19 protein-coding genes are annotated in these 19760 nt (G+C 60.8%); 6 read left to right on the top strand and 13 right to left on the bottom strand.

What is annotated here, in order from left to right; translation table 11 throughout:
• Positions 1–10 precede the first annotated feature (10 nt).
• Together PGR6_RS03110 and PGR6_RS03105 are read left to right on the top strand one after the other, a co-directional pair.
• Entirely contained in the window at positions 11–895 is an 885-nt protein-coding gene (locus PGR6_RS03110; protein WP_018928400.1) for a type II secretion system F family protein, read from the top strand.
• Positions 892–1782, top strand: coding sequence for a type II secretion system F family protein (locus tag PGR6_RS03105; RefSeq protein WP_064616076.1), 891 nt, complete (start codon positions 892–894; stop codon positions 1780–1782). Before PGR6_RS03110 ends, PGR6_RS03105 begins: the two co-directional genes overlap by 4 nt.
• A 57-nt stretch (positions 1783–1839) precedes the next feature.
• Here PGR6_RS03105 and PGR6_RS03100 read toward each other — a convergent pair whose 3' ends face one another.
• From PGR6_RS03100 to PGR6_RS03090, 3 genes are all read right to left on the bottom strand, one after another.
• On the bottom strand, positions 1840–2214 hold the full coding sequence (locus PGR6_RS03100; protein WP_064616075.1) for a DUF6124 family protein: 375 nt from the start codon (positions 2212–2214) through the stop codon (positions 1840–1842).
• A gap of 845 nt (positions 2215–3059) precedes the next feature.
• Complete coding sequence (locus PGR6_RS03095) at positions 3060–3863, bottom strand: response regulator transcription factor (RefSeq protein WP_082920815.1); 804 nt, start codon at positions 3861–3863, stop codon at positions 3060–3062.
• Positions 3864–3972: 109 nt separating this feature from the next.
• Complete coding sequence (locus tag PGR6_RS03090; RefSeq protein ID WP_018928404.1) at positions 3973–4443, bottom strand: prepilin peptidase; 471 nt, start codon at positions 4441–4443, stop codon at positions 3973–3975.
• A gap of 75 nt (positions 4444–4518) precedes the next feature.
• On the opposite strand from PGR6_RS03090, the gene PGR6_RS03085 reads away from it, so the two are divergent.
• Together PGR6_RS03085 and PGR6_RS03080 are read left to right on the top strand one after the other, a co-directional pair.
• Positions 4519–4959, top strand: coding sequence for a TadE/TadG family type IV pilus assembly protein (locus PGR6_RS03085; protein WP_064616074.1), 441 nt, complete (start codon positions 4519–4521; stop codon positions 4957–4959).
• Positions 4956–7724 carry a PAS domain-containing sensor histidine kinase gene (locus tag PGR6_RS03080; protein ID WP_064616073.1) on the top strand — a complete coding sequence of 923 codons (2769 nt, stop codon included), beginning with the start codon at positions 4956–4958 and terminating at the stop codon, positions 7722–7724. The genes PGR6_RS03085 and PGR6_RS03080 overlap by 4 nt, the downstream gene beginning before the upstream one ends.
• Here the strand turns inward: PGR6_RS03080 and PGR6_RS03075 are convergent.
• The 5 genes from PGR6_RS03075 to PGR6_RS03055 all read right to left on the bottom strand — a co-directional run bounded on the left by PGR6_RS03075 (position 7694) and on the right by PGR6_RS03055 (position 12234).
• On the bottom strand, positions 7694–9676 hold the full coding sequence (locus PGR6_RS03075; RefSeq protein WP_064616072.1) for a pilus assembly protein TadG-related protein: 1983 nt from the start codon (positions 9674–9676) through the stop codon (positions 7694–7696). The two genes, PGR6_RS03080 and PGR6_RS03075, sit on opposite strands and share 31 nt — an antisense overlap.
• 253 nt (positions 9677–9929) lie before the next feature.
• Positions 9930–10487 carry a DUF4136 domain-containing protein gene (locus tag PGR6_RS03070; protein ID WP_018928408.1) on the bottom strand — a complete coding sequence of 186 codons (558 nt, stop codon included), beginning with the start codon at positions 10485–10487 and terminating at the stop codon, positions 9930–9932.
• A 53-nt stretch (positions 10488–10540) separates the two neighbouring features.
• On the bottom strand, positions 10541–11170 hold the full coding sequence (locus PGR6_RS03065; RefSeq protein WP_064616071.1) for a DUF4136 domain-containing protein: 630 nt from the start codon (positions 11168–11170) through the stop codon (positions 10541–10543).
• Positions 11171–11182: 12 nt separating this feature from the next.
• Positions 11183–11932 (bottom strand): methyltransferase domain-containing protein, encoded by a 750-nt coding sequence (locus tag PGR6_RS03060; protein WP_018928410.1) that lies wholly within the window; start codon positions 11930–11932, stop codon positions 11183–11185.
• Positions 11932–12234: a MazG-like family protein gene (locus PGR6_RS03055; protein ID WP_007937232.1), complete on the bottom strand. Its 303-nt coding sequence runs from the start codon at positions 12232–12234 to the stop codon at positions 11932–11934. Before PGR6_RS03055 ends, PGR6_RS03060 begins: the two co-directional genes overlap by 1 nt.
• 191 nt (positions 12235–12425) lie before the next feature.
• Between PGR6_RS03055 and PGR6_RS03050 the strand changes: the two genes are divergently transcribed.
• Both PGR6_RS03050 and PGR6_RS03045 read left to right on the top strand, forming a co-directional pair.
• Complete coding sequence (locus PGR6_RS03050; protein ID WP_018928411.1) at positions 12426–12719, top strand: hypothetical protein; 294 nt, start codon at positions 12426–12428, stop codon at positions 12717–12719.
• An 85-nt stretch (positions 12720–12804) separates the two neighbouring features.
• Entirely contained in the window at positions 12805–14145 is a 1341-nt protein-coding gene (locus tag PGR6_RS03045; RefSeq protein WP_064616070.1) for an MATE family efflux transporter, read from the top strand.
• Positions 14146–14168: 23 nt separating this feature from the next.
• Here PGR6_RS03045 and PGR6_RS03040 read toward each other — a convergent pair whose 3' ends face one another.
• From PGR6_RS03040 to PGR6_RS03020, 5 genes are all read right to left on the bottom strand, one after another.
• The gene (locus PGR6_RS03040) at positions 14169–14966 is read right to left on the bottom strand and encodes a DUF4123 domain-containing protein (protein WP_064616069.1); all 798 of its coding nucleotides are present in this window, start codon (positions 14964–14966) and stop codon (positions 14169–14171) included.
• Positions 14963–16285, bottom strand: a complete 1323-nt coding sequence (locus PGR6_RS03035) for a contractile injection system protein, VgrG/Pvc8 family (protein ID WP_064616068.1) — start codon at positions 16283–16285, stop codon at positions 14963–14965. The genes PGR6_RS03040 and PGR6_RS03035 overlap by 4 nt, the downstream gene beginning before the upstream one ends.
• A 233-nt stretch (positions 16286–16518) precedes the next feature.
• Complete coding sequence (gene speA / locus PGR6_RS03030; protein ID WP_018928415.1) at positions 16519–18432, bottom strand: arginine decarboxylase; 1914 nt, start codon at positions 18430–18432, stop codon at positions 16519–16521.
• A 220-nt stretch (positions 18433–18652) separates the two neighbouring features.
• Entirely contained in the window at positions 18653–19024 is a 372-nt protein-coding gene (locus PGR6_RS03025; protein WP_007914613.1) for a translation initiation factor Sui1, read from the bottom strand.
• A gap of 175 nt (positions 19025–19199) precedes the next feature.
• Complete coding sequence (locus PGR6_RS03020; protein ID WP_064616067.1) at positions 19200–19757, bottom strand: NUDIX hydrolase; 558 nt, start codon at positions 19755–19757, stop codon at positions 19200–19202.
• Between the last annotated feature and the right edge of the window lie 3 nt (positions 19758–19760).

Genomic DNA, 19760 nt, shown 5'->3' with positions numbered 1-19760 from the left:
GGGTCACGGCATGCTCAAACCGGCGCTGCTCATCCTGCTTTGCCTGACGCTGTTGGGGGTGTCGATCCGTTTGTTCTACAACAGTCTGCGCCAGGCCGGCATCGACCGAACCCTCGGCCGCCTGACCCAAGGGCAACCGCAACTGACCGTGGCGAAATCATCCTGGTCTGGCCTGGAACGGACCTTTCTACGCGCCGGCCTCGGGCGCCCCACCGAGCGCATCGGGTCGTGGCTGCTGCTCTGGGCCTTGGGCGCCCTGCTGGGGTTTGCCCTCGCGGGCTGGATCGGTTTGTTGATGTTGCTACTGGTGCCGCCCCTGGCTCTGCGGCTGTACATCAGCTGGCGATATCAGCGCCGACTCAAGCGCATGATCGAACAACTGCCGACGCTGCTCGACCACACCGTGCGCAGCCTGAAGTCCGGACGCACCCTGGCCGATGCAGTGCTGGGCGCCATCAACGCCGCCGAAGCGCCACTGAAAGACGCCATGGCTCGGGTTCAACGCAACGTGCACTTGGGTGTCAGCCTGCCGGACGCCATCTCGGACCTCGCCGAGCTGTATGAGAAAGACGAGTTTCGCCTGTTCGCCCTGGGCCTGAAGGTCAATCACCGCTACGGCGGCAATGCCAGTGAGCTGTTTGAAAACCTGATCAAAATGATCCGCGAACGAGACCAGGCGGCGCGCCAACTGCGCGCCATGACCGGCGAAACCCGCGTCACGGCCGTGGTGCTGGGGCTGATGCCTGTGGGGCTTGCCGGTTACTTTTTGGTGTCCAATCCGAAATACCTGTTGGCCATGTGGAACAGCGGCTCGGGACAAATGATGCTGGCGACCGCGTTCGGCTTGCAGGTCGTGGGCTGCCTGGCGCTGTGGCGCATGTTGCGAAGCGTATGAAAATCGCCCTGCTGCTGAGCGCACTGCTGTTTCTGGCGGCCACGCTGTTGCTGCTCAGTGGCCTGCTGGACCAGCACCGGCGTGCACGCCAGGTAGCCCAACGGCTGGACGGCAAACCGCTGAGCGACCATCGCGTCAGTCACTGGCTACAACTGCTGGGCGACAGCCGCATCGGTCAGCGTTCGATCCAACTGGACAACGAAACCCAGACCCTGCTCAACCGCCTCGGCTGGCGCAGCGCCCGACAACGCTCGCTGTTCGCCGCCTGCCAGATCGGCACACCGGTGCTGGCGTTGGCCCTGTGCCTGTTGATCCAGGGCCTGTTCTTCCCGCAAGTGAACAACCACTGGATTACCCCGACCCTCGCCACCGCCCTCGGCTACCTGCTGCCCAAACGCTTGCTGGCCGCCGCCGCGCAGCAGCGGCAAAAACAACTGGCGATCGAGGTATCAACCTTCATTCCACTGCTGCGCATCCTGTTCGAATCCGGCATGGCGGTGGAACAGTCACTGCGAGTGTTGAGCGTTGAAGGCAAACAACTGCTACCGACCCTGACCCACGAATTGCGCCTGATACTGGCGCGGGTCGATTCCGGTCTGGAACTGGGCGAAGAACTGAACAAGGCCACCCAATTGCTCGCGGTGGACGAATTCACCGACACCTGCGTGATCCTTCAACAACTGATTCACCAAGGCGGCGGCGCGATGAAATCACTGCTGGCGCTCAAGCTGCTGCTCGATGACCGACGCCTGACTCGCTTACAGGAATACATCTCCAAAATGTCCGCGAAAATGTCCGTGGTGATGATGCTGTTCCTCTTCCCGGCATTGCTGATCGTGCTGGCCGGACCGAGCTTCACCGCGCTGGCGCGGGCGTTTGGTTCTTGAAAGACCGCTGATCCTGCAGGAGCGAGCCTGTGGTGAGGGGCCCGCTCCTGCAAGGGGTCAGCTGTGTGGCGCGGCTTTTGGTACGTCGACGTTATCCAGCACCCGATTCACCGCCAGCTCGGCCAGCATGATGACCTGCTGAATCGCCAGGAGCGTATGCCGCTGCGGGGCGTCGACATAGGCGGCGATATCGCTGGTCATGACGCTGGCTGAGGCTAGTGATTCGCAGACATGGGCGAGCAGGCTTTCGTTGTCCATGTCCGGGGCGACCAGAAACATCCTCCTTGGCTTGCGGCCTTCGGGTTGTTTGGGTGGTGGCTTGAGGTAGTGGTCGAGCGCGCGTTCGGCGGCTTCGTTGAGTTTTTTCGAATCGAGGGATTCGTAGGGCGAAACGTCGTCAGTTTCAGGGGGATTTGGTGTGGCTTTGAACATGATTACACCTCCGGGATGAAATGGAGCCACTTCCAAATTGCCGCGACGCAATTTGGGGTGGCAGCTGTACGCGGGTTCGCGGACCGACCCCTGAGGCTTGCTCGGCATACCCGAAGGTATCCCGCGCACAGTCGCCATGACACGAAACGACAGACACCAAAAAGTGTTGTTGTTCGGTGGAGCGATTATGCCTCAAGAATCGAGCCGCGACGCCCGGTCGCTGAATTGTCAGCGACGGACAAAGGCTAGAGACGCCGCTTCCGACGGGCAACCTGAAAAACATGTGGGAAGGTTCTGACGTTTTTACCGACCAATAAACATCGTTGCCTGTAAGGCCGTCTTCGCGGGCAAGTCGGATCGCCGCACCGCTCGCTCCTACAAGTGGGTCGGTGTATGTCTGGGAGAGATTGGTCGGCTGTCAGGCCGCCAGGATCAAAAGATCGCAGCCTTCGGCAGCTCACAGGGGAGCGGCATACACCCGCCAAACTACAGGCCGAGCGTTAGCTCGCCTGCCGCTTTTGATCTTGATTCACCCGCCCCTTCGGGAGGCTGAGTGGAGGTGTTCATCTGGGGATTGGCGCGCAGCGCCGTTCGACGCAGTCGAACACATCGCATGTAGGTTGAAGCGAAGCCAACCGTAGGGCGATGCCCCCAGATGGATACCGGAGCGAAGGAACCCCGAGCCTTAGCGAGGGGCCGGACGTTCGGGGCGAGACCTTTTGGTTACTTTTGGGGCGTTTGCCAAAAGTGACCCGCTGTAAGAGCGGAACCCTAAGCAGCCGTTACCGCAGAAATGGATATGTACCCGGTCAACAAGAACATGGTCGGCCCAAAGGCCGCCAAGATCAATGCGCAGAAACCCGCCGCCCCCCGGCATTCCCGGGCGACAACGCCAACGCCACCTGCGTACGATTATGCATATGCGTCAACCGCAACACCTGCGACACATAAAGCTTCACCGTGTTCTCGGTAATCCCCAACTCACAGGCAATCTGATAATTGGTCTGCCCCTTGCCCACCAACTGCGCCACCTCCAACTGACGCGGCGACAACTGATTGAACACCGCCGGCATCCCCACCACCCGCTCCGGGTCACCGACCACACCGTCAACTGAACCTGACACAGGTTCCGGGGACGCCCCCCGACGAACCTTGTCCAGATCCTGATAAAGCTCATCGATCGATTCACAAAGGTACTGCAGCTTCTGACTCAAATGCCCCAACTGCAGATTTCTCTGCCGCTCCTGCAAGGCCACTTCCTGACGCTGTAAACCTTCGAGCAACTCAGCCAGATCAATCGGCTTCTGATAGTAATCGGCGAACCCGATACGCAAAGCCTTGATCACATCCTGCTTGTTCGCATGCCCGGTGAGCATGATCGCCTCGAACGCCCGATGCTTGCCGGACAACCGCTGCAGCGCCTGGACAAGCTGGATGCCATCCATGTCAGGCATCTGCAAATCACACAGCACCAAGCCGATATTCACGTCTTCGCTGAAACGCTCGATCGCCTGATGGCCGGAGACACAAGGCACACAGCGATAACCATTGAGCTCGATGAACTCGCAAAGCTCTTCGACAATCAACGGCTCATCATCAACCACAAGAACTTTTACTGCCGAGGTAAGCTTGTTCACGTGCCACTCCATGCCAAGTCTGGCTTGGCTGCTCCTGCACCGACACCACAGGCTGTACAACAACAATTTTGAAAGTAGACGCACTTTCCAACTATGTACATAGAACAGGGGACGCCTGCGATTAATGCATCCAGGCCAGTGTGAGCAGCACACCCACCAGCACGAACGGCGCAAAGGGCTGCTTTTTTGACGCGCCAGGCTCCAGGTAACGAAGACGCGCTCTAAGCCTCTGCCCCATATGCAGCCAGAGTCTTGGCGCCAGCAGCAGCCAGAGCACACTGGCCACCCCGGCGCCGATGAAACCGCCGAGCAAGTGCGTACCGTCCGTCGCAAGACCCAGCGTCGCCATCAGCTTCACGTCGCCTGCCCCCATGCGTCGCACTGCATAACCGGGCAAGGTGAAGGCCAATGCCAACAACAAAGCCCAGCCGCCCTGCACCGCCTCGGCCCCCAGCCACGTAGTCCCTGTCCACAACAGATAGATAAGCGCCAGCACACCTGCGCCCACGGTCAGGCCATTGGCGATGTGGCGTTCTCGGGCATCCTGTGCTGCGCAAAGCGTCAGCCAGATGAGTAGGACAAGGCTCTGCATCCGGTAAAAAACGTCCGTTTTGGCTGAATGATTCTATGCTGACACTACGCAGTAATTGTCAGGGTAGACGCACTCATGAAAACAGGCCTCCCCCGCAAGCAAAAAGGTGCCGTGGCGATTGAGTTTGCCTTGGTGTTCGTGATTTTTTTCGCCGTGTTTTATGGGTTGGTCAGTTACAGCCTGCCGCTGTTGCTGATGCAATCGTTCAATAAGTCCACGGCCGAAGCGGTGCGTCGCAGTGTGGCGCTGGACCCGAGCACCGCCAATTACGACACGGCGGTCAGAAACATCGCGACCACCGAACTGACCCGGCAGCTGGCCTGGATTCCCGCCGCGCTGAATTTCAACGTGGCCACCGACGCCAGCGCCACCTACACCGGCGGCGTGCTGACGGTCAGCATCAACTACCCCACCAGTAAACTGAATCAAGTGCTGCCGTTCCTGGTGCTGCCGGGAATCGGTTCGGTGCCCAATCTGCCGCCGATCCTCACGGCCCAATCGAGCCTGCAGTTTTGAGCTCCGGGGACAAACTCTTCGGGCGTCTGCTCAATCGTCACCCGCCACAGACCCCGAACACGCCAGAGCCTGCGAGCGTGCAGCGTGTCGGCTTGCAGCTGCATCTGAATGATGAAGGTCGAGTGATTCAGCTGAGCGGTCCGTTGCGGCATCTGCTGGCGCAACAGATACCCGACGCGCAGTCACCGCACCTGCTCGATTACCTCATGCCCCATAGCGCCCTGTCGGTCGAAGGCACGCCGGCCGAGTGGCAGGGACAGAGCCTGGACCTGGACTTTTTTAGTCTCGCCGGGCAACCGCTGCACTTGCGCGGCTGGGTGCAGCCGTTGGGCGAAGAATGGTTGTTGCAGTTGATCGACATCGGCGATCTGTTGCTCGAACGTCGACAAGCGCGCAGTCGTGAACAGTGCCAGTTACTCGCGGCGCAGGTCAGCGAGCAGTTGCGCCTGTGCAGCCTGACGCGCCTGCCCGAGGTATTGGCCGAACAACTGCAAGGTCTGGCCCAGCGTTTTCAGATTCCGTGCATGGCCATGGCCTTGCTCGATGAACAGGCCGAGGGTTGGTTGATTCACCAGCAGTACACGGCCTTCGATGCACCAAGGTTGTGGGAAACCCATCAACGCCTGGGCACCGGCCTCGACAGTTTGAATGGCTCAGTCCCCCAACAGCTGACACCCAGCGAGCACCCACGCCTGCAAAGCATCTTCGGTAATGCCGAAGGGTTCGCGGTGCCCTATCGCAATGCCCAGGGCGTGGTCGCGTGGTTGCTCTGTGGTTTCTACCCGGTGCAAGAACGTGCCCCCGACTTGAGCGAGCGCGACTGGTTGCAACTCACCGCCGCCCTGGCCGGGCCGCTGCTTGAGCGCTTGCGCGAGCATCAGCACCACCTGCAACTGGAGCGGCTGGAATCTCTACAAGCCTTGCTCGGTACCGGTTGGTGGGAGGTCTTCAGCGACCATGCCGAAGTGCAATTGGCGCCGTCGCTCGCCAATACGCTGAACCTTGCGAGCACTCGTTTTCCGCTGCACGACTGGCTCGAACAGATTCATCCCGCCGACCGTGAAGAGCTGACGATTCGCCTGCAATCCTTGCAAGACGAAGGCGCGCCGTTGCTGTTGTGCGTACGGCTGCATCGCCCCGACACGACACAAACGCCGATCTGGTACCGACTGCAAGGCCAGGCGTTGGGCATCGGTAAAAACCGCCGGCTGGTGGGTTTCATGCTCGACATCAGCGACATCAAAAACCAACAGCAGAATGCCGCTGCCGCCCATGCCCGGCTGGACAACCTGATCGCCAGTTCACCGGCGGTGATCTACGTGCAGCGCTATGTCGAAGGGGCGCTGCAACCGACGTTTTTCAGTGACAGCCTGTTGCCGCTGCTCGGTTGGTCGCTCGCCGATTGCGCCGCAGGCTCGCTGGTGGAGCGGGTCCATCCTGAAGACCGCGACGGCTATTTCGAGCGTACCCGGCAACTGCTGCGCGAGGGTTCGGTGAGCGCCCGTTATCGACTGCGCGACAGTCACGGCGATTACCACTGGCTGCTCGACGAAGCCAAACTGCTGCGCGATGACCTCGGGTTGCCGGTGGAAGCCGTGGGCCTGTGGCTGGATGTCACCGAGGCGACCCTGGCCACCGAGAAAGTCAAACAGAGTGAAGAGCGCTACCGGATCCTGGTGGAAGACTCCCCGGCGATGATCTGCCGCTACCGCCCCGACCTGACGCTGACGTTCGGCAACCGGCCTCTGGCGACCTATCTGGAATGCCAACCCGAGCAGCTGCCGGGGGTGAACCTGGGCAGCTGGATGTCGTCGGAGCAGCGCGAAGCGTTCCTCCAGCGCCTCAGTAGACTGAGCCCGGAGTTCCCGGTCAGCACTGCGGAGATCAACCTGCAACTGCCGGGACGGGAACATGCCTGGTGGGTCTGGTCGGATCGCGGCGTGTTCGACGACCAGGGTCGTTTGCTGGAAATTCAGGCCGTGGGCCGCGACAACACTGAGGTCAGGCGCGCCCAGCAGCAGCTTACCCAGAGCGCGAAAATGGCCACCCTCGGCGAAATGGCCACCGGGCTTGCCCATGAAATCAATCAGCCGCTGAACGTGATGCGCATGGCCATCGTCAATGTGCTCAAGCGTCTGAGAAATGGCGATGCGCAAATCGATTACCTGACTGACAAGCTCAATCGCATCGACGCACAAGTCCAGCGCGCCGCGAAGGTGGTGGATCACATGCGGGTGTTCGGCCGGCGTTCGGAGGTCGAGCAGCAGCCGTTCAATCCGGTTCAAGCCATCGAGGGCACGCTGGCGCTGCTGTCTGAAGGCCTGCGCGGCAAAGGCATCGAGCTGCGGGTCAGCGAGAGCGGTTTTGATGTGCAGGTGCGCGGTTACGTCGATCAGCTGGAACAGGTGCTGATCAACCTGATGGTCAATGCACGGGATGCGTTGCTGAGCAAACGCGAGGCCGACCCGGCGTTTAAACCGTGGATTTCGCTGTACGCCGAACGTGACGAGCATTCAGTGCGGCTGTGGGTCGAGGACAACGGCGGCGGCATCGACCCACGGTTGCTGGAGCGGATTTTCGAGCCATTCTTCACCACCAAACCGGTGGGCGTCGGTACTGGGCTCGGGTTGTCGGTGAGTTACGGCATCGTCGAGAACATGGGCGGACGGTTGAGCGTAAGAAACGCGGCCGAGGGCGCGCGTTTCTGCATTGAGTTGCCGATTGTCACGGGCGATCAGATCACCAGCGACGCGCGCCCTGAGTGACAACTGAGGTTGGCGCCGACGTCGACCTTGTTCAAGTCGCCCCCAAGGCTTATCAGCACAGTGTTGATCAGACTGTCGAGCAACGGGTTGAGCACGCCGTTGATTGCGCTGACCAGCAAACTGGTCACGCTGCTCAGGATCGCCCCCAGACCGCCGACGAGACTGCCTGACGGGCCATACATATCGACGTGAAGGTTGACCGGGGTGTTGAGCAAGTTGCTGACAATGCTGCTGGTGGAAAATGAGTAGTAAAACGGCGGCTGGTTGATGTCCGGCAGGCTGTTGGCCGGTGGTGCGGAGTAGACATGGGGCATGTTGGTGTTCGCCGCAACACTGGTGTCGGCAACGACATCGATGCCACCACCGACGCCTGGCACACGCGGATCGCAGGTTATGGGCACGAACAAAAACCTGCGGCAGGTTTTGATCCCGATATCGATCAGCTTCAACGGCTGCACCGTGACCGTCGGTGGTACGGTGTTGCTGCCGAACATACTGGCGGCATCGATCCGGCCGATTTTCAGGTTCACCAGCGATGCGCTGGTGTTGGTGGTCAGGGTTTTGTTGGTGTTGCTGATGCAGCTGTAAGCCGTGACGTAACTATCGGCACTGGCGACGTCCAGCGCCACGTCGAGCCGTATCGGCCCCGGTAGCACGATGACGTCGGGCGTCTGACAGGGCACGCCGATGGCACAGGTCAGTGAGTTGAGCACCGCCACCAGGTCGAGATTGAGCAAGGCGTTGAGGGTGTTGGTCAGCGGTCCTGCCAGATCCGCCGCGGCATTGACCAGCGTCGCGATGGCGTCCAGCGCCGGCAAGTCGATCGACAACAACGTGCGAAGCTGTGCGGTTCTCACGTAGATCCGATTGGGCCCCAGCGGATCCAGCGCGGCGTTTTTCGGATTGCCGATCGCGGAGAGTTGCGGCGGCTCCAACACCTGCACCCGAGCGGTGATTTGCGCCAGCCCTGCCAGATTGATCGGCACTGTCGCCACCACACCGTTTTTCTTGTTGGCCAGTTGCACGACGCCTTCGATCAGGTTGAACACACTCACAGTCGTCGCGAACGTTGAGACGTCGCTGCCGTTCTCGACGTGCAGCAGATTGCCCAACACCACAGTCGTGGAGCCAGCGGCCACCTTGAGGGCTTGTAGACCGACAATGGTCGCCGTCGCGCCGAGGGTGCCGCCGGGGTCCAGCACATTGACGGCGGTCTGGATCAATTGGCTGACGGCCACCGAAGCGCCCAATACCTGGTTATACCCGGCGGCGTTGAGGCCGAGGTCGACCTTCAGTCGATCAAGGTAACCCAGCAGCCTGATGTTGGTGTTCACCAACCCATCCCACCCTGCCACGGACAGGTTCAGACTGCCGCCGAGCAAACCGCCGAACAGCGCATTGAGGGTGGCCGACTTGCTGCTATCGATGCTCAGCGCTGTGGTGCGCAGGGTCAGCGATGCCAGCGGTGGCGGCAGCGCCGCAACGGCGGTCGCCGTCAGGTTGAGGGTGGCCCCGGCCGGCGCACCGCCGAACAGGGCGCCAACGCCACCGGCGAAACTCTGCGGCACTGAATGACTGACGATCACCCGAATGGCTTCGCTGCTGCTTGGGTTAGCCACAAAAACCCGAAGACTGTTGGCGTCCAGGCTCAAGGTGCCACAGGCTACCGCCAGGCTGCGCGTGGGGTCAGGAAGGGTGAAGCCGTTGCGGTTTACGCTGGCGGTGGCATAGGCGGTAGCGCTGGCACCCACGGCGCAATCACCGTTGCGCGTGGCAGCCTCCAGTGCGGCCATGTCGGCTATCCGCTGCAAGCTGCGTTTCTCCAGATACAAGCGGCCACTGTCGACCACGATCAGCAGGAACACCAGGGCCATGCCGAGGGTCAGCACCGCCATCAAACCGATCGCTCCCCGTTGCCGGGCCGGGCTACGAAACTGCAAGCAGGGAGACATGGCGCACTCCTTTGCCGGCACACCGCCGAGGGCTACCTCCATTGATGAACAGCAGTGTAGACAAGGGTTTGGCAGATTGCTGGCAACTAGCCATCCCACCAACTTATTGTGGGCTTGTGTGACGACGAAGATCCTGTAGGAGCGAGGCTTGCCCGCGAAGAACGATAACGCGTAATGACTGAAAAACCGCGGTGTCTTCTTCGCGGGCAAGCCTAGCTCCTACAGGGGCTGTAGTGTTAGAGGGTTAAGCCATTTAGCGCGGTGGATAGTTAGCCAATATGCGCCCTACCGTCTGGCGTATCGTACTGCTGCGGTCCTCTGGCTTCGGTGTGCGGCTGAGGGTTTGCTCGTCGCTGCCACGCCACACCAGTTTGCCGTCCTTGCCATCGAGCAGGTCGATCTGGATGGTCGCCACCTTGTAGCTGACGTTGCGGGTTTCGTTGTACATCGGCCCGCCCCAATAACCGTTCCATGGGCCACCATAACCGCCACCATAGGAGGTGGTCACTTGTTGCTGGCGATCTTCAACGATCAGGTAGGTCTGCACCTTAAGGTCTGCCTTAGCGCCGGCGGCGGCCGGACGCAAGCCACGCTGATCCAGTTGATCGGCAACGGCCTGGCGGATGCGTTGCTCGGTCAGGTCACTCTTGATCCTTGGGTCGTCGGGACGGTATTGCACGGCGGGCTCTTTCCAGCTCCAACTGCGATAGGCGGCAAAGTCGCGACTGGCATCGAAGTCATGATTGACCTCGTTGGCGGCGCAGGCAGTGAGCAGCGCGGCGATGGCCAGTAAAACGAGACGGCGGAACATGATTTTTCTCCGATTGAAGACATGCACCTGCGGGAGGCTTCCTGAACAGGAAGCTAACTAGGAGGATACGCCGACATGGCCTTTTCGACAGCTTCGCGCAGGGCATCGGCACGTTCGCTCTGGTTGCCCTGACTGCTGGTTTCGGCACTGGCACTCCACACCGGTTGACCGGTGCTTGCGTCGAACAGATCGACCCGCACCACCACAACCTGTACCTGATAAGTACGGACGACCGGCACGCTGTTGTACATGCCGTAACCCGTGCCGTAGCGGTTGTAACCACCGCCGTAATACCCGCCGCCATAGCCGCCACCGTAACCAGAGCCGTCCTGCACCTGACGCAAGCGGGTTTCCAGCCGCAGGTCGGCGCTGACCAACAGGTCCGCCGGGCGGTTGTCGTGCAGTGGGCGCAAGCCGCGCTGGTCTAGGGCATTGCTGACGACTTCGGCCACCTGCTCCGAATCGGCCCAGGCCGTGCCCGCAGGCAGGCGCCCGTTGAGCCAGGCCCAGCTGCGGTAGCGACCGTAATCCCGCGGCGCCGCCGGGTAGGCGCTGCGGTCGAAAGTGCCGGCGGCCTGGGGCGGTGCCGGTGGCAAGGGATTGGACCTCGCGATGTAAGGGTTGCTGCCCTGACAGGCCGCCAACCCGAGACAGATCACCAGTAAACCTGAACGACTATTCATTGCGCACTCCGGTCAGATCGGCCGACAGATCCAGTGCAAGTAGCGCCCAAGCCCGGCGAAGCTTGGGTGACGGCGGTGAGCCAGTTCCATTTCGAGCAAGTCGAGCAGTTCGGCGCGGGCCTGGAATTCCACCGGCATGTAGTCATGAAAAACCCGCACTCCACTCTGGGTTTCGACCCGCCACAGCCCCTCAAGTTGCGCTGCCAGATCCCGTGGATCAAGCGGCTGTTGCGGCGTCAGGCTCTGCTTCTCGCCGGCCATGTCGTTCTTGCGCATCTTGCGGAAATGGCCCTTGAGCAGGTTGCGGTAGATCAGCGCATCGCGGTTATAGAACGCCAGGGACAACCAGCCGTCCGGCTTCGTCAGTTGATGCAACACCGGCAAAATCGCATGGGGTTCGGCCAGCCATTCCAGCACGGCGTGGCACAGCACCAGGTCGTAGGGTTCGGTGAGCTGACCAAGCAACTCCTGCCACGGCGCCTGAATGAACGTCGCTGTCTGCCCGGCTTCGGCAAAACGCTGGCGAGCACCTTCAAGCATCGGCTCGGCGGGTTCGGCCAGGGTCACCTGGTGACCGCGCTGGGCCAGCCACAACGACATGTGGCCCAGGCCGGCGCCGATATCCAGTACGCGCAACGGACGGTCCGGCAAGGTTTCGGCCAGGTCGGCCTGCAGCACCGCGAGGCGGATCGCCCCTTTTGCGCCACCGTAGATTTTTTCAGCGAAGCGGGTCGCCAACTGATCGAAATGACGGTCGCTCATCAGCTGAACCGCCGTTCGCTGTCCGCGAGCTTGTTACGTACCACTTCATTCATGTCCAGTCCCAACTCGCTGCACAGCAGCAGTAAATACAGCACGATGTCGCCGATTTCCTGCCCGGCATGGGCCAGTTTGTCCGCCGGCAACTGGCGCGACTGGTCTTCGGTCAGCCACTGGAAGATTTCCACCAGCTCGGACATTTCCACGCTCGCGGCCATGGCCAGGTTTTTCGGGCTGTGAAATTGCCGCCAGTCATTGCGGTCACGAATGGCGTGCAGGCGTTCGGTCAGTTCAACAAGGTTCATCGGGCTCTCCTGAAGGCGTATAGCTTCAGGGGGATGACGGGTGAAGGCAAGTGGCAGCGTTGTGCCTGCGTACTTGCGCCATACTCAAAAAAATCGCAGCCTTCGGCAGCTTCCACGGGAACCCGGGAGCACGATCAATAGCCCAAGGCTCGGATCCGGCAACCACGCCACCACTCCATCAGGACGTACACATGCAGGTAGACAGCTTTTTCGAATGGCTCGGCCAGGCAATCGGTTCGGTCATCCGTTTTATCATCGACACCCTCAGTGGCCTGTTCAACCTGTTGAGCAACGCCGGCAGCAATTTTGTCGAAGGGCTGGCCCAGGCATTGGGCATGGAAACCTCGATCATCAGCATCATCACCTTGATCCTCGGGCTGATGCTGCTGTGGTCGGCGATCCGCGCCTTCATGAACGCGTCGATCATCATGGGGATTATCTGGTTGCTGCTGGGGTTGTGGTTACTGAGCTGGATCATTCACTAAGGCAGCCACACAGGCTCGCTTCCACAATGGATCGATGCGGATTCCGAGTTCGTCGCTACAATGCAGGCGCCCCCAAGGAGCCTGCATGTCCAACCTGATTGCCGACTGGCGCGACCGTCCGACCCATCGCCGCGTCTGGGCGCTCGCCGCCCCGATGATTCTCTCGAACATTTCCGTACCGCTGGTGGCGCTGGTCGACAGTACCGTCATCGGTCACCTGCCCTATGCTCATCAGCTCGGCGCCGTCGCGGTGGGTGCCAGTCTGTATACCTTTCTTGCCTGGGCCATGGGCTTTCTGCGCATGGGCTCCACCGGATTTGCCGCCCAGGCTGCAGGGCGTGGGGATGGCGCTGCGTTGCGGCAGATTTTGCTGCAAGGTCTGTTGTTGGCCATGGGCCTGGCCATTTTGTTGGGGGCGTTGGGCGTGCCGTTGAGCGGGGTCGCGTTGCACTTCATGCAACCGTCGGCGGAGCTGGATCAACTGACCCGCGAGTTTTTCCACACACGGCTGTTCGGGCTGCCGGCGGCGCTGGCCAGTTATGCGCTGGTCGGCTGGTTTCTCGGCACCCAGAATGCCCGGGCTCCGCTGGCGATTCTGCTGAGCACCAACCTGGTCAACATCGCACTCAACCTGTGGTTTGTGCTTGGCCTGGAGTGGGGAGTGGTCGGCGCGGCACGGGCCTCGGTGATCGCCGAGTGGACCGGCGCATTGATAGGCCTGTTCATGACCCGCAAAGCCCTGCGCGCCTATCCCGGCCATATCGCCTGGGCCGCATTGGCGTTGTGGCAGAGCTGGCGCCCATTGTTGGCGGTCAACCGCGATATTTTCATCCGCAGCCTGGCGTTGCAGTCGGTGTTCTTCCTGATCACCGTGCAGGGTGCACGACTGGGAGATGCCACGGTAGCCGCCAATGCGCTGCTGCTCAACGGCCTGCTGCTGACCGCCCATGCGCTGGACGGTCTGGCCCACGCCGTGGAAGCCCTGTGCGGACACGCCATCGGCGCTCGCGACCGTGATGCCCTGCGCCGCTCACTGGTGGTGGCGTGCGGTTGGTCGCTGCTGGCAAGCCTGGGGTTCGCCTTGCTGTTTCTGTACGCCGGGCACCTGTTCATCCAGATGCAGACCGACATCCAGAGCGTGCGCGACACCGCCTTCATCTACCTGCCGTACCTCGCCGCGCTGCCGCTGATTGCGGTCTGGAGTTACCTGCTCGACGGCCTGTTCATCGGCGCCACCCGCGCCCGGGAAATGCGCAACGGCATGCTGTTGACCGTGATCCTGCTACTGCCCTTCGCCTGGATACTGCAAGGCTTGGGCAACCATGGACTGTGGATAACCTTCCTGCTGTTCATGGTGCTGCGCAGCCTGACCCTTGGCACATTCGCCTGGTACTTGCGCAAGAACGACGGCTGGTTAAAAGGATGACGAGCGACATACCTTCAACCCGTTCAGGGTTGATCGTTCTGCCACAGGTTGCGCAGGCTATCGAGACGCTCCTGCTGGGTGGTTCCCGATAACGACTGCCCTGGCACGGCGTCAGGGTGCTGCAAGCGCAGCCATAACCAGCCATCGAGCACCGAGCGCTCACTGAAACCCAGCGCCAGCCCTTCCTGCAGGTGAGCCCACAAGCTGTTGTAGTCGGTGCCGGTGGATCGGCTCCAGCGCCAGGCATGCTGCTCCAGCAGGCAGGTCTGCAAGCTGTCTCGCTGACGCGAGCTGAGGTTTTCTTCGATGGCCAGCGGCCTGACGGCAAGCCGTGGATTGAACAACTGTTGCCAGCCCAGACAGCCAATGGCCCGATCGGCCCAAGTGCCGCCGAACCAGCGTAACTGATCGATCGGACCGAGCCAGCGACTCAGCTCCTGCGCATCGCAGGCATCGAAAAAGTAACTCGCCGTTTGAGGGTTGTAGTAACTCAACAAGGCCCGGTGATGCAGGCTGAAGGTGACGGTGAGCATGCGGCGCAAATGCTCCAGCAGTTGTGATGAAGAGGCTTCACTGACCAGCAGCAACCCGCCCCATGTATGCGGCTCACTTGAGTACAGCTCGGCGAGTGCAGGGCATTCGCGAAGGTCGACCAACACTGGCCCCTGCTCACGCAACGGATGAAACTCGCTGCCTTCGAACAGCCAGAACCATCGGACATGAGCAAACTGTTGCCGCAACATCGCACCGGCCTGAGGCACGCCCGGCACATCGAGCAACAGCCATTGCGGGGTCGAGTCGGGCGCCTGAACGGCAATCATGCCGCACCGCTCTGGCCAAGCTGCGTCGCTGCCCGGCAAGTGCATAAGGATTGCGCGCAATGACTGAAACTGCCCCCACCTGGCAGCAAACACAGGAGTACCAAGGGTTCGCTGGATTGCAGCAAGCCCAATAAACCATCAACCGCGCGGCTGGCTTCAGTGGTCGAGGCGGATAGCAGCTCGACCATGCCCGGCTCTGCGCTGGACGGTGCTCCGGGAAGAAATCCGCTGATCAACGGTTGATCAGGATCACCTTCAATAAAGCTCACCAGCACTTGCGTGCCCTCACTCAAGGGCATGACACCCGCGCTTTCCAGCTCGCCAGACAACGGCAACCAACAGTGGCTGGGGGCTGCGCCTTCGCCCTGATATAGCCAGTCAAACTGCACGGCGACCGATCTGCCGGGATCGGGGCGAGATTCACCGACGTCGACTACCCATCCCCTTTGCAGGCTGTGCATCCTGGGTTTCACAACGGGATGAGCCGCGATGAAAGGCACCTCCTGCGCAACGACGCGCAGCTGGTTGCGATACAAAAAATCTGGCTGTTGTCCTCCCTGATGCTCGACATGGGTCACTCGCCAGAGACGATTCCAGTCCGCATACGGATGACCGGACAACGGCATCAGTTGACCGCTGCGCAGCGTTGGCAGGTTCGTCTGCCCCTCGGCAATCTGCCCGCAGCCATGAAGCTTGAACTGATGCACTCCCGGTCGCTCGCTCACATCCTCGAAGACCCTCTCTTCGCCACGGCGAAACTGCCCCGGACCGTCGCCCAAGACCAGACAATGCCCGCGCGTACGGTGCTCGAAGTAGTAATGAAGCCGCTCCTGGGCGCATAGACGCTGGAAAAACTGCAGGTCCGACTCCCGGTACTGCGTGCAGAAATCACGGGACGGGTAATCGCCGTTCAGGTCGAAACGACGATCCTTGCCGGCAATGCCGTGCTCCTTGAGAACCTGGGCGAGAATGTCCGGCACCGAGCGATCGCTGAAAATTCGCTGATTGAAGCGCTGGGCCAAGCAAGCAAGCCTGGGGCCCAGACGCACACGACAAAGCCTGGGCTCATTGCCATGGCCGGGTTGAACGAGGCCAAGCAACTGTCCGTGAATACCCTCCCCCTGCGGCCCGAAGTGTAAAAAGGCCGAGCGGTACAGCAGGCTTGCAAGGTCCAGTGTCGGGTCATCGTTCAGTAGATCCACGTCGAACGCAAAAGGCTCGCTGATCGCTTCACTACCGGTAAAGGTCAAGACCTCAAAGGGGTCGGCAAGACCCGCTATATCCAGACGAAATGACGGCTCGTTGACTGAATCGAACATCGGCGATTCTCTACAGGAGGGGCGGCCGGGGATTCTCGCTGAGAGACATGGCCGAGTAGAGTGCCGAAGTACAACTTAGGAAATGACCTACGCGAAAAGAAGACCACATCGCTTGGATTGCTCGGTATGTGGGCTATTTCGCGTGACAAAAGAGAAGCCCCGCACCAGGTCATCTGAAATTTCCGCAACCTACGGAGAAATTTCAGACAACCTGATGGGCGCGGTGCCCTACCTCAAGAAGACAGGTAAGACGAACGGGTCAGGCCCAGACGCAAGGCATCAAGGAACTGGGTGCGCTCGCTGGCGCTGATGCGGGCACTGGCGCACTTGTCGCGGTAGTGAGTCATCAGCTCTTCCGGCGACAAGTGCACGTAACGCAGCATGTCTTCGATGGTGTCGTGGGTTTCGATACCTGCGTGGTACACGCTGCCGTCAGCATTCTGATAGATGTTCACCGAGTCGGTGTCACCGAACAGGTTGTGCATGTCGCCAAGAATTTCCTGGTAGGCACCGACCAGGAAGATCCCCAGCAGGTAGTCTTCACCCTCGTTCAGACCGTGCACCGGCAGGCTGGTCTCGATGCTCTGCTCGTCGACGTACTGCTTGATCTTGCCGTCGGAGTCGCAGGTCAAGTCTTGCAGCACTGCACGGCGCAGCGGCTCTTCGTCGAGACGGTGCAGCGGCAGGATCGGCAGGACCTGGCCGATGGCCCAGGTGTCCGGCAGGCTCTGGAATACCGAGAAGTTGCAGATGTACTTGTCGGCCAGCTTGTCGTTGAGTTCGTCGAGCACCTGACGGTGGGAACGCTGACGGGCCTTCAACGAGTTGTGCAGGCGGCGGCAAACGGCGAAGTAGCATTGCTCGGCCAGGGCTTTTTGCGCCAGGGTCAGCTTGCCATCGGCGTATTGGGTGGCCACGTCACTCATGTAGTGCGTGGCGCGCCAGTAGGTCTCGGTGACCATTTCGATGTCGGTCGGGCCGAGCAGGTCAACCAGCCACTGCACGGTTTCCGGCAGTTCTTCCTTGTTGTCGATCTTCGGCACGTCGTCGTTGTGTTTCTCGACGTCGGTCACCTGCACCACCAGCATCGCGTGGTGGGCGGTCAGGGAGCGGCCGCTTTCAGAGAAGATGTTCGGGTGCGGCAGGCTCTGCGCATCGCAGAATTCCTTGAGCATCCCGACCACGACACCGGCGTAATCGTCCATGTCGTAGTTGATCGAACTGGCGTTACGCGAGTGAGTACCGTCGTAGTCCACGCCCAAACCGCCGCCGACGTCGATGTGATCGACCGGCAGGCCAAGGTTGCGCAGTTCGCCGTAGTAACGAATCGCTTCCTTGAAGCCGTGCTGGTAGTCCGCCAGGTTGGCGATCTGCGAACCCATGTGGAAGTGCAGCAGGCGAATGCCCTGGTCCAGGCCAGCGGCACGGAAACGCTCGACCACCGACAGCAGTTGCGCCGCCGACAGGCCGAACTTGGATTTTTCGCCACCGGTGTCTGCCCACTTGCTCGACGCCAGGGACGACAGACGCACACGCAGGCCGACCTGAGGCTTGACCTTGAGCGACGCCGCTTCTTCGATCACCAGACCGACTTCGGATTCTTTCTCGATCACGATGAACACGTTGTGGCCCAGCTTCTGGCCCATCAGCGCCAGACGGATGAACTCACGGTCCTTGTAACCGTTGCAGACAATGGTGCCGCCCTTCGGCGCCAGCGCCAGTACCGCCAGCAGCTCAGGCTTGGAGCCGGCTTCCAGACCGATCGATACGTTCTGGGTAGCGATGATGTTCTCGATCACCGCTTCCTGCTGGTTGACCTTGATCGGGTACAGCGCGGTGTACTTGCTCTGGTATTCCAGGCGCTCGATGTTGGCGTCGAACGCACCGGTCAGCTGACGCACGCGGTCTTGCAGGATGTCTGGGAAACGCACCAGCAACGGCAAGGACAAACCGCTTTTGCGCAGTTGGTCGACTTGCTCGAACAGGTCGATAGGCGAACTGGTCGGGCCGTTCGGACGAACTTCGACGCGACCGGCGTCATTGATCGCGAAATACCCGGCCCCCCAATGGCGAATCCCGTAAACACTGCGGCTGTCCGCAACTGTCCATTGGCTGCCATCGTCTTTGCGTGTGCGTCTTACGGACATCGAAGTCCCCTATAAAGAAGTCATAGAGCGTCGCCTTGAGTTCAGGCCGGCGCAGTCTAAAGAATGAAAATGACGTTTCGTCAACGAGGGGGTAGACCTCGCTGACCGCAGTGAGTTTAGAAACCGGTCTTGAACAGGCTCTGTGAAAACCATGGAGACGACGCCAGACCAGAATGAAATCAGGACTGGATCAAGCCGCGGGTGGTTTTCACAGAGGCTGCTAGCCGCCGGACTTCTTCGCTTTGAAACCGTGTTTGATCAGCTCAGCCAAGAGTAGCTCGACATGATCGCCCTGGATTTCGATGATCCCGTCTTTCAACGCCCCACCGGTCCCACAACGTTTCTTCAACGTGGTGGCCAGTTCCTTGAGCGCGTCTTCGGCCAGCGGCACGCCGGTGATGGTCGTCACCGTCTTGCCGCCACGGCCCTTGCTTTCGCGACGCACGCGAGCGATGCCGTCGCCGGCCGGGATAACGGTTTGTTTGCAGATGCAGGCATCCACCGGTTTACTGCATTCCGGGCAATGACGACCTGCGTCGGTGGAAAATACCAGGCCACCAAGGGCGGCGAAGGATGCGGCTTTTTTGGCCACCGGCAATCCTCTTGGGAGGACAAAGACTGATCGCAACCTTGGGCAAGGTTATCGACCGCGAAGCCCCACTCAGGCAGGGGCAGCGCTACTGAGCCGGGCACTGCCGGTTCAGCTTGAAAAGGTCGCGCAGTGTAACGGCAAAAAGCCGACTTGCTAAGAGCCAATCGGCGCCAATTTACAGCTCTTTTGCGACGTCATCCCCTTGGGCGCGAAGATAGCGCTTCAGGGCTGCCAAAGAGTCCGGGCAGTACGGCTTTTGCTGGATTTCCAGCAGGACCTGATCAATCGGGATAAAGCGCGCTTCCAGCACCTCTTCCGGCTGCAGGATCAATGGGCCGTCCCACACCGCCGAAAACGCCGAACACCAGAGCCGGTTGCCGGTGTCCTCGAAGAAAAAGTGATCGTGGGCGGTCAGTTCCACACCGCTCACCCCCAGCTCTTCTTCCAGCTCACGGGCCGCCGATTCGGCGTAGGTCTCGGTGGCCAGCACCATGCCGCCGGCCGCCACGTCCCAATAACCGGGATAAATCGCCTTGCTCAGGGTGCGCCGGTGAACGCACAGCTCACCGGCAGAATTGAACAGCATGATGTAGGTGCCGCGCCCGATCAGCCCACGCTCACGCAGGTCGGAGCGCACCATGGCGCCGAGCAGGTTGTCCCGCTCGTCGACCCAGGCGATCTGTTCGGCATCGGAGGCCGCGCGGTGGGCGGCCTCTTTAGCGCTATCTACCATGAC

This window comes from Pseudomonas sp. GR 6-02 (genome assembly GCF_001655615.1).
Taxonomy (GTDB): Bacteria; Pseudomonadota; Gammaproteobacteria; order Pseudomonadales; family Pseudomonadaceae; genus Aquipseudomonas.
The sequence above is the reverse complement of the archived record's forward strand: the minus strand, read 5'-3'. Positions and strand labels throughout refer to the sequence as shown.

Bases quoted from the DNA above. Each gene is read 5' to 3' on its own strand.
- PGR6_RS03110 (WP_018928400.1), top strand. From the start codon at position 11: ATGCTCAAACCGGCGCTGCTCATCCTGCTTTGCCTGACGCTGTTGGGG.
- PGR6_RS03105 (WP_064616076.1), top strand. From the start codon at position 892: ATGAAAATCGCCCTGCTGCTGAGCGCACTGCTGTTTCTGGCGGCCACG.
- PGR6_RS03100 (WP_064616075.1), bottom strand. From the start codon at position 2,214: ATGTTCAAAGCCACACCAAATCCCCCTGAAACTGACGACGTTTCGCCC.
- PGR6_RS03095 (WP_082920815.1), bottom strand. From the start codon at position 3,863: ATGGAGTGGCACGTGAACAAGCTTACCTCGGCAGTAAAAGTTCTTGTG.
- PGR6_RS03090 (WP_018928404.1), bottom strand. From the start codon at position 4,443: ATGCAGAGCCTTGTCCTACTCATCTGGCTGACGCTTTGCGCAGCACAG.
- PGR6_RS03085 (WP_064616074.1), top strand. From the start codon at position 4,519: ATGAAAACAGGCCTCCCCCGCAAGCAAAAAGGTGCCGTGGCGATTGAG.
- PGR6_RS03075 (WP_064616072.1), bottom strand. From the start codon at position 9,676: ATGTCTCCCTGCTTGCAGTTTCGTAGCCCGGCCCGGCAACGGGGAGCG.
- PGR6_RS03070 (WP_018928408.1), bottom strand. From the start codon at position 10,487: ATGTTCCGCCGTCTCGTTTTACTGGCCATCGCCGCGCTGCTCACTGCC.
- PGR6_RS03065 (WP_064616071.1), bottom strand. From the start codon at position 11,170: ATGAATAGTCGTTCAGGTTTACTGGTGATCTGTCTCGGGTTGGCGGCC.
- PGR6_RS03060 (WP_018928410.1), bottom strand. From the start codon at position 11,932: ATGAGCGACCGTCATTTCGATCAGTTGGCGACCCGCTTCGCTGAAAAA.
- PGR6_RS03055 (WP_007937232.1), bottom strand. From the start codon at position 12,234: ATGAACCTTGTTGAACTGACCGAACGCCTGCACGCCATTCGTGACCGC.
- PGR6_RS03050 (WP_018928411.1), top strand. From the start codon at position 12,426: ATGCAGGTAGACAGCTTTTTCGAATGGCTCGGCCAGGCAATCGGTTCG.
- PGR6_RS03045 (WP_064616070.1), top strand. From the start codon at position 12,805: ATGTCCAACCTGATTGCCGACTGGCGCGACCGTCCGACCCATCGCCGC.
- PGR6_RS03040 (WP_064616069.1), bottom strand. From the start codon at position 14,966: ATGATTGCCGTTCAGGCGCCCGACTCGACCCCGCAATGGCTGTTGCTC.
- PGR6_RS03035 (WP_064616068.1), bottom strand. From the start codon at position 16,285: ATGTTCGATTCAGTCAACGAGCCGTCATTTCGTCTGGATATAGCGGGT.
- speA (WP_018928415.1), bottom strand. From the start codon at position 18,432: ATGTCCGTAAGACGCACACGCAAAGACGATGGCAGCCAATGGACAGTT.
- PGR6_RS03020 (WP_064616067.1), bottom strand. From the start codon at position 19,757: ATGGTAGATAGCGCTAAAGAGGCCGCCCACCGCGCGGCCTCCGATGCC.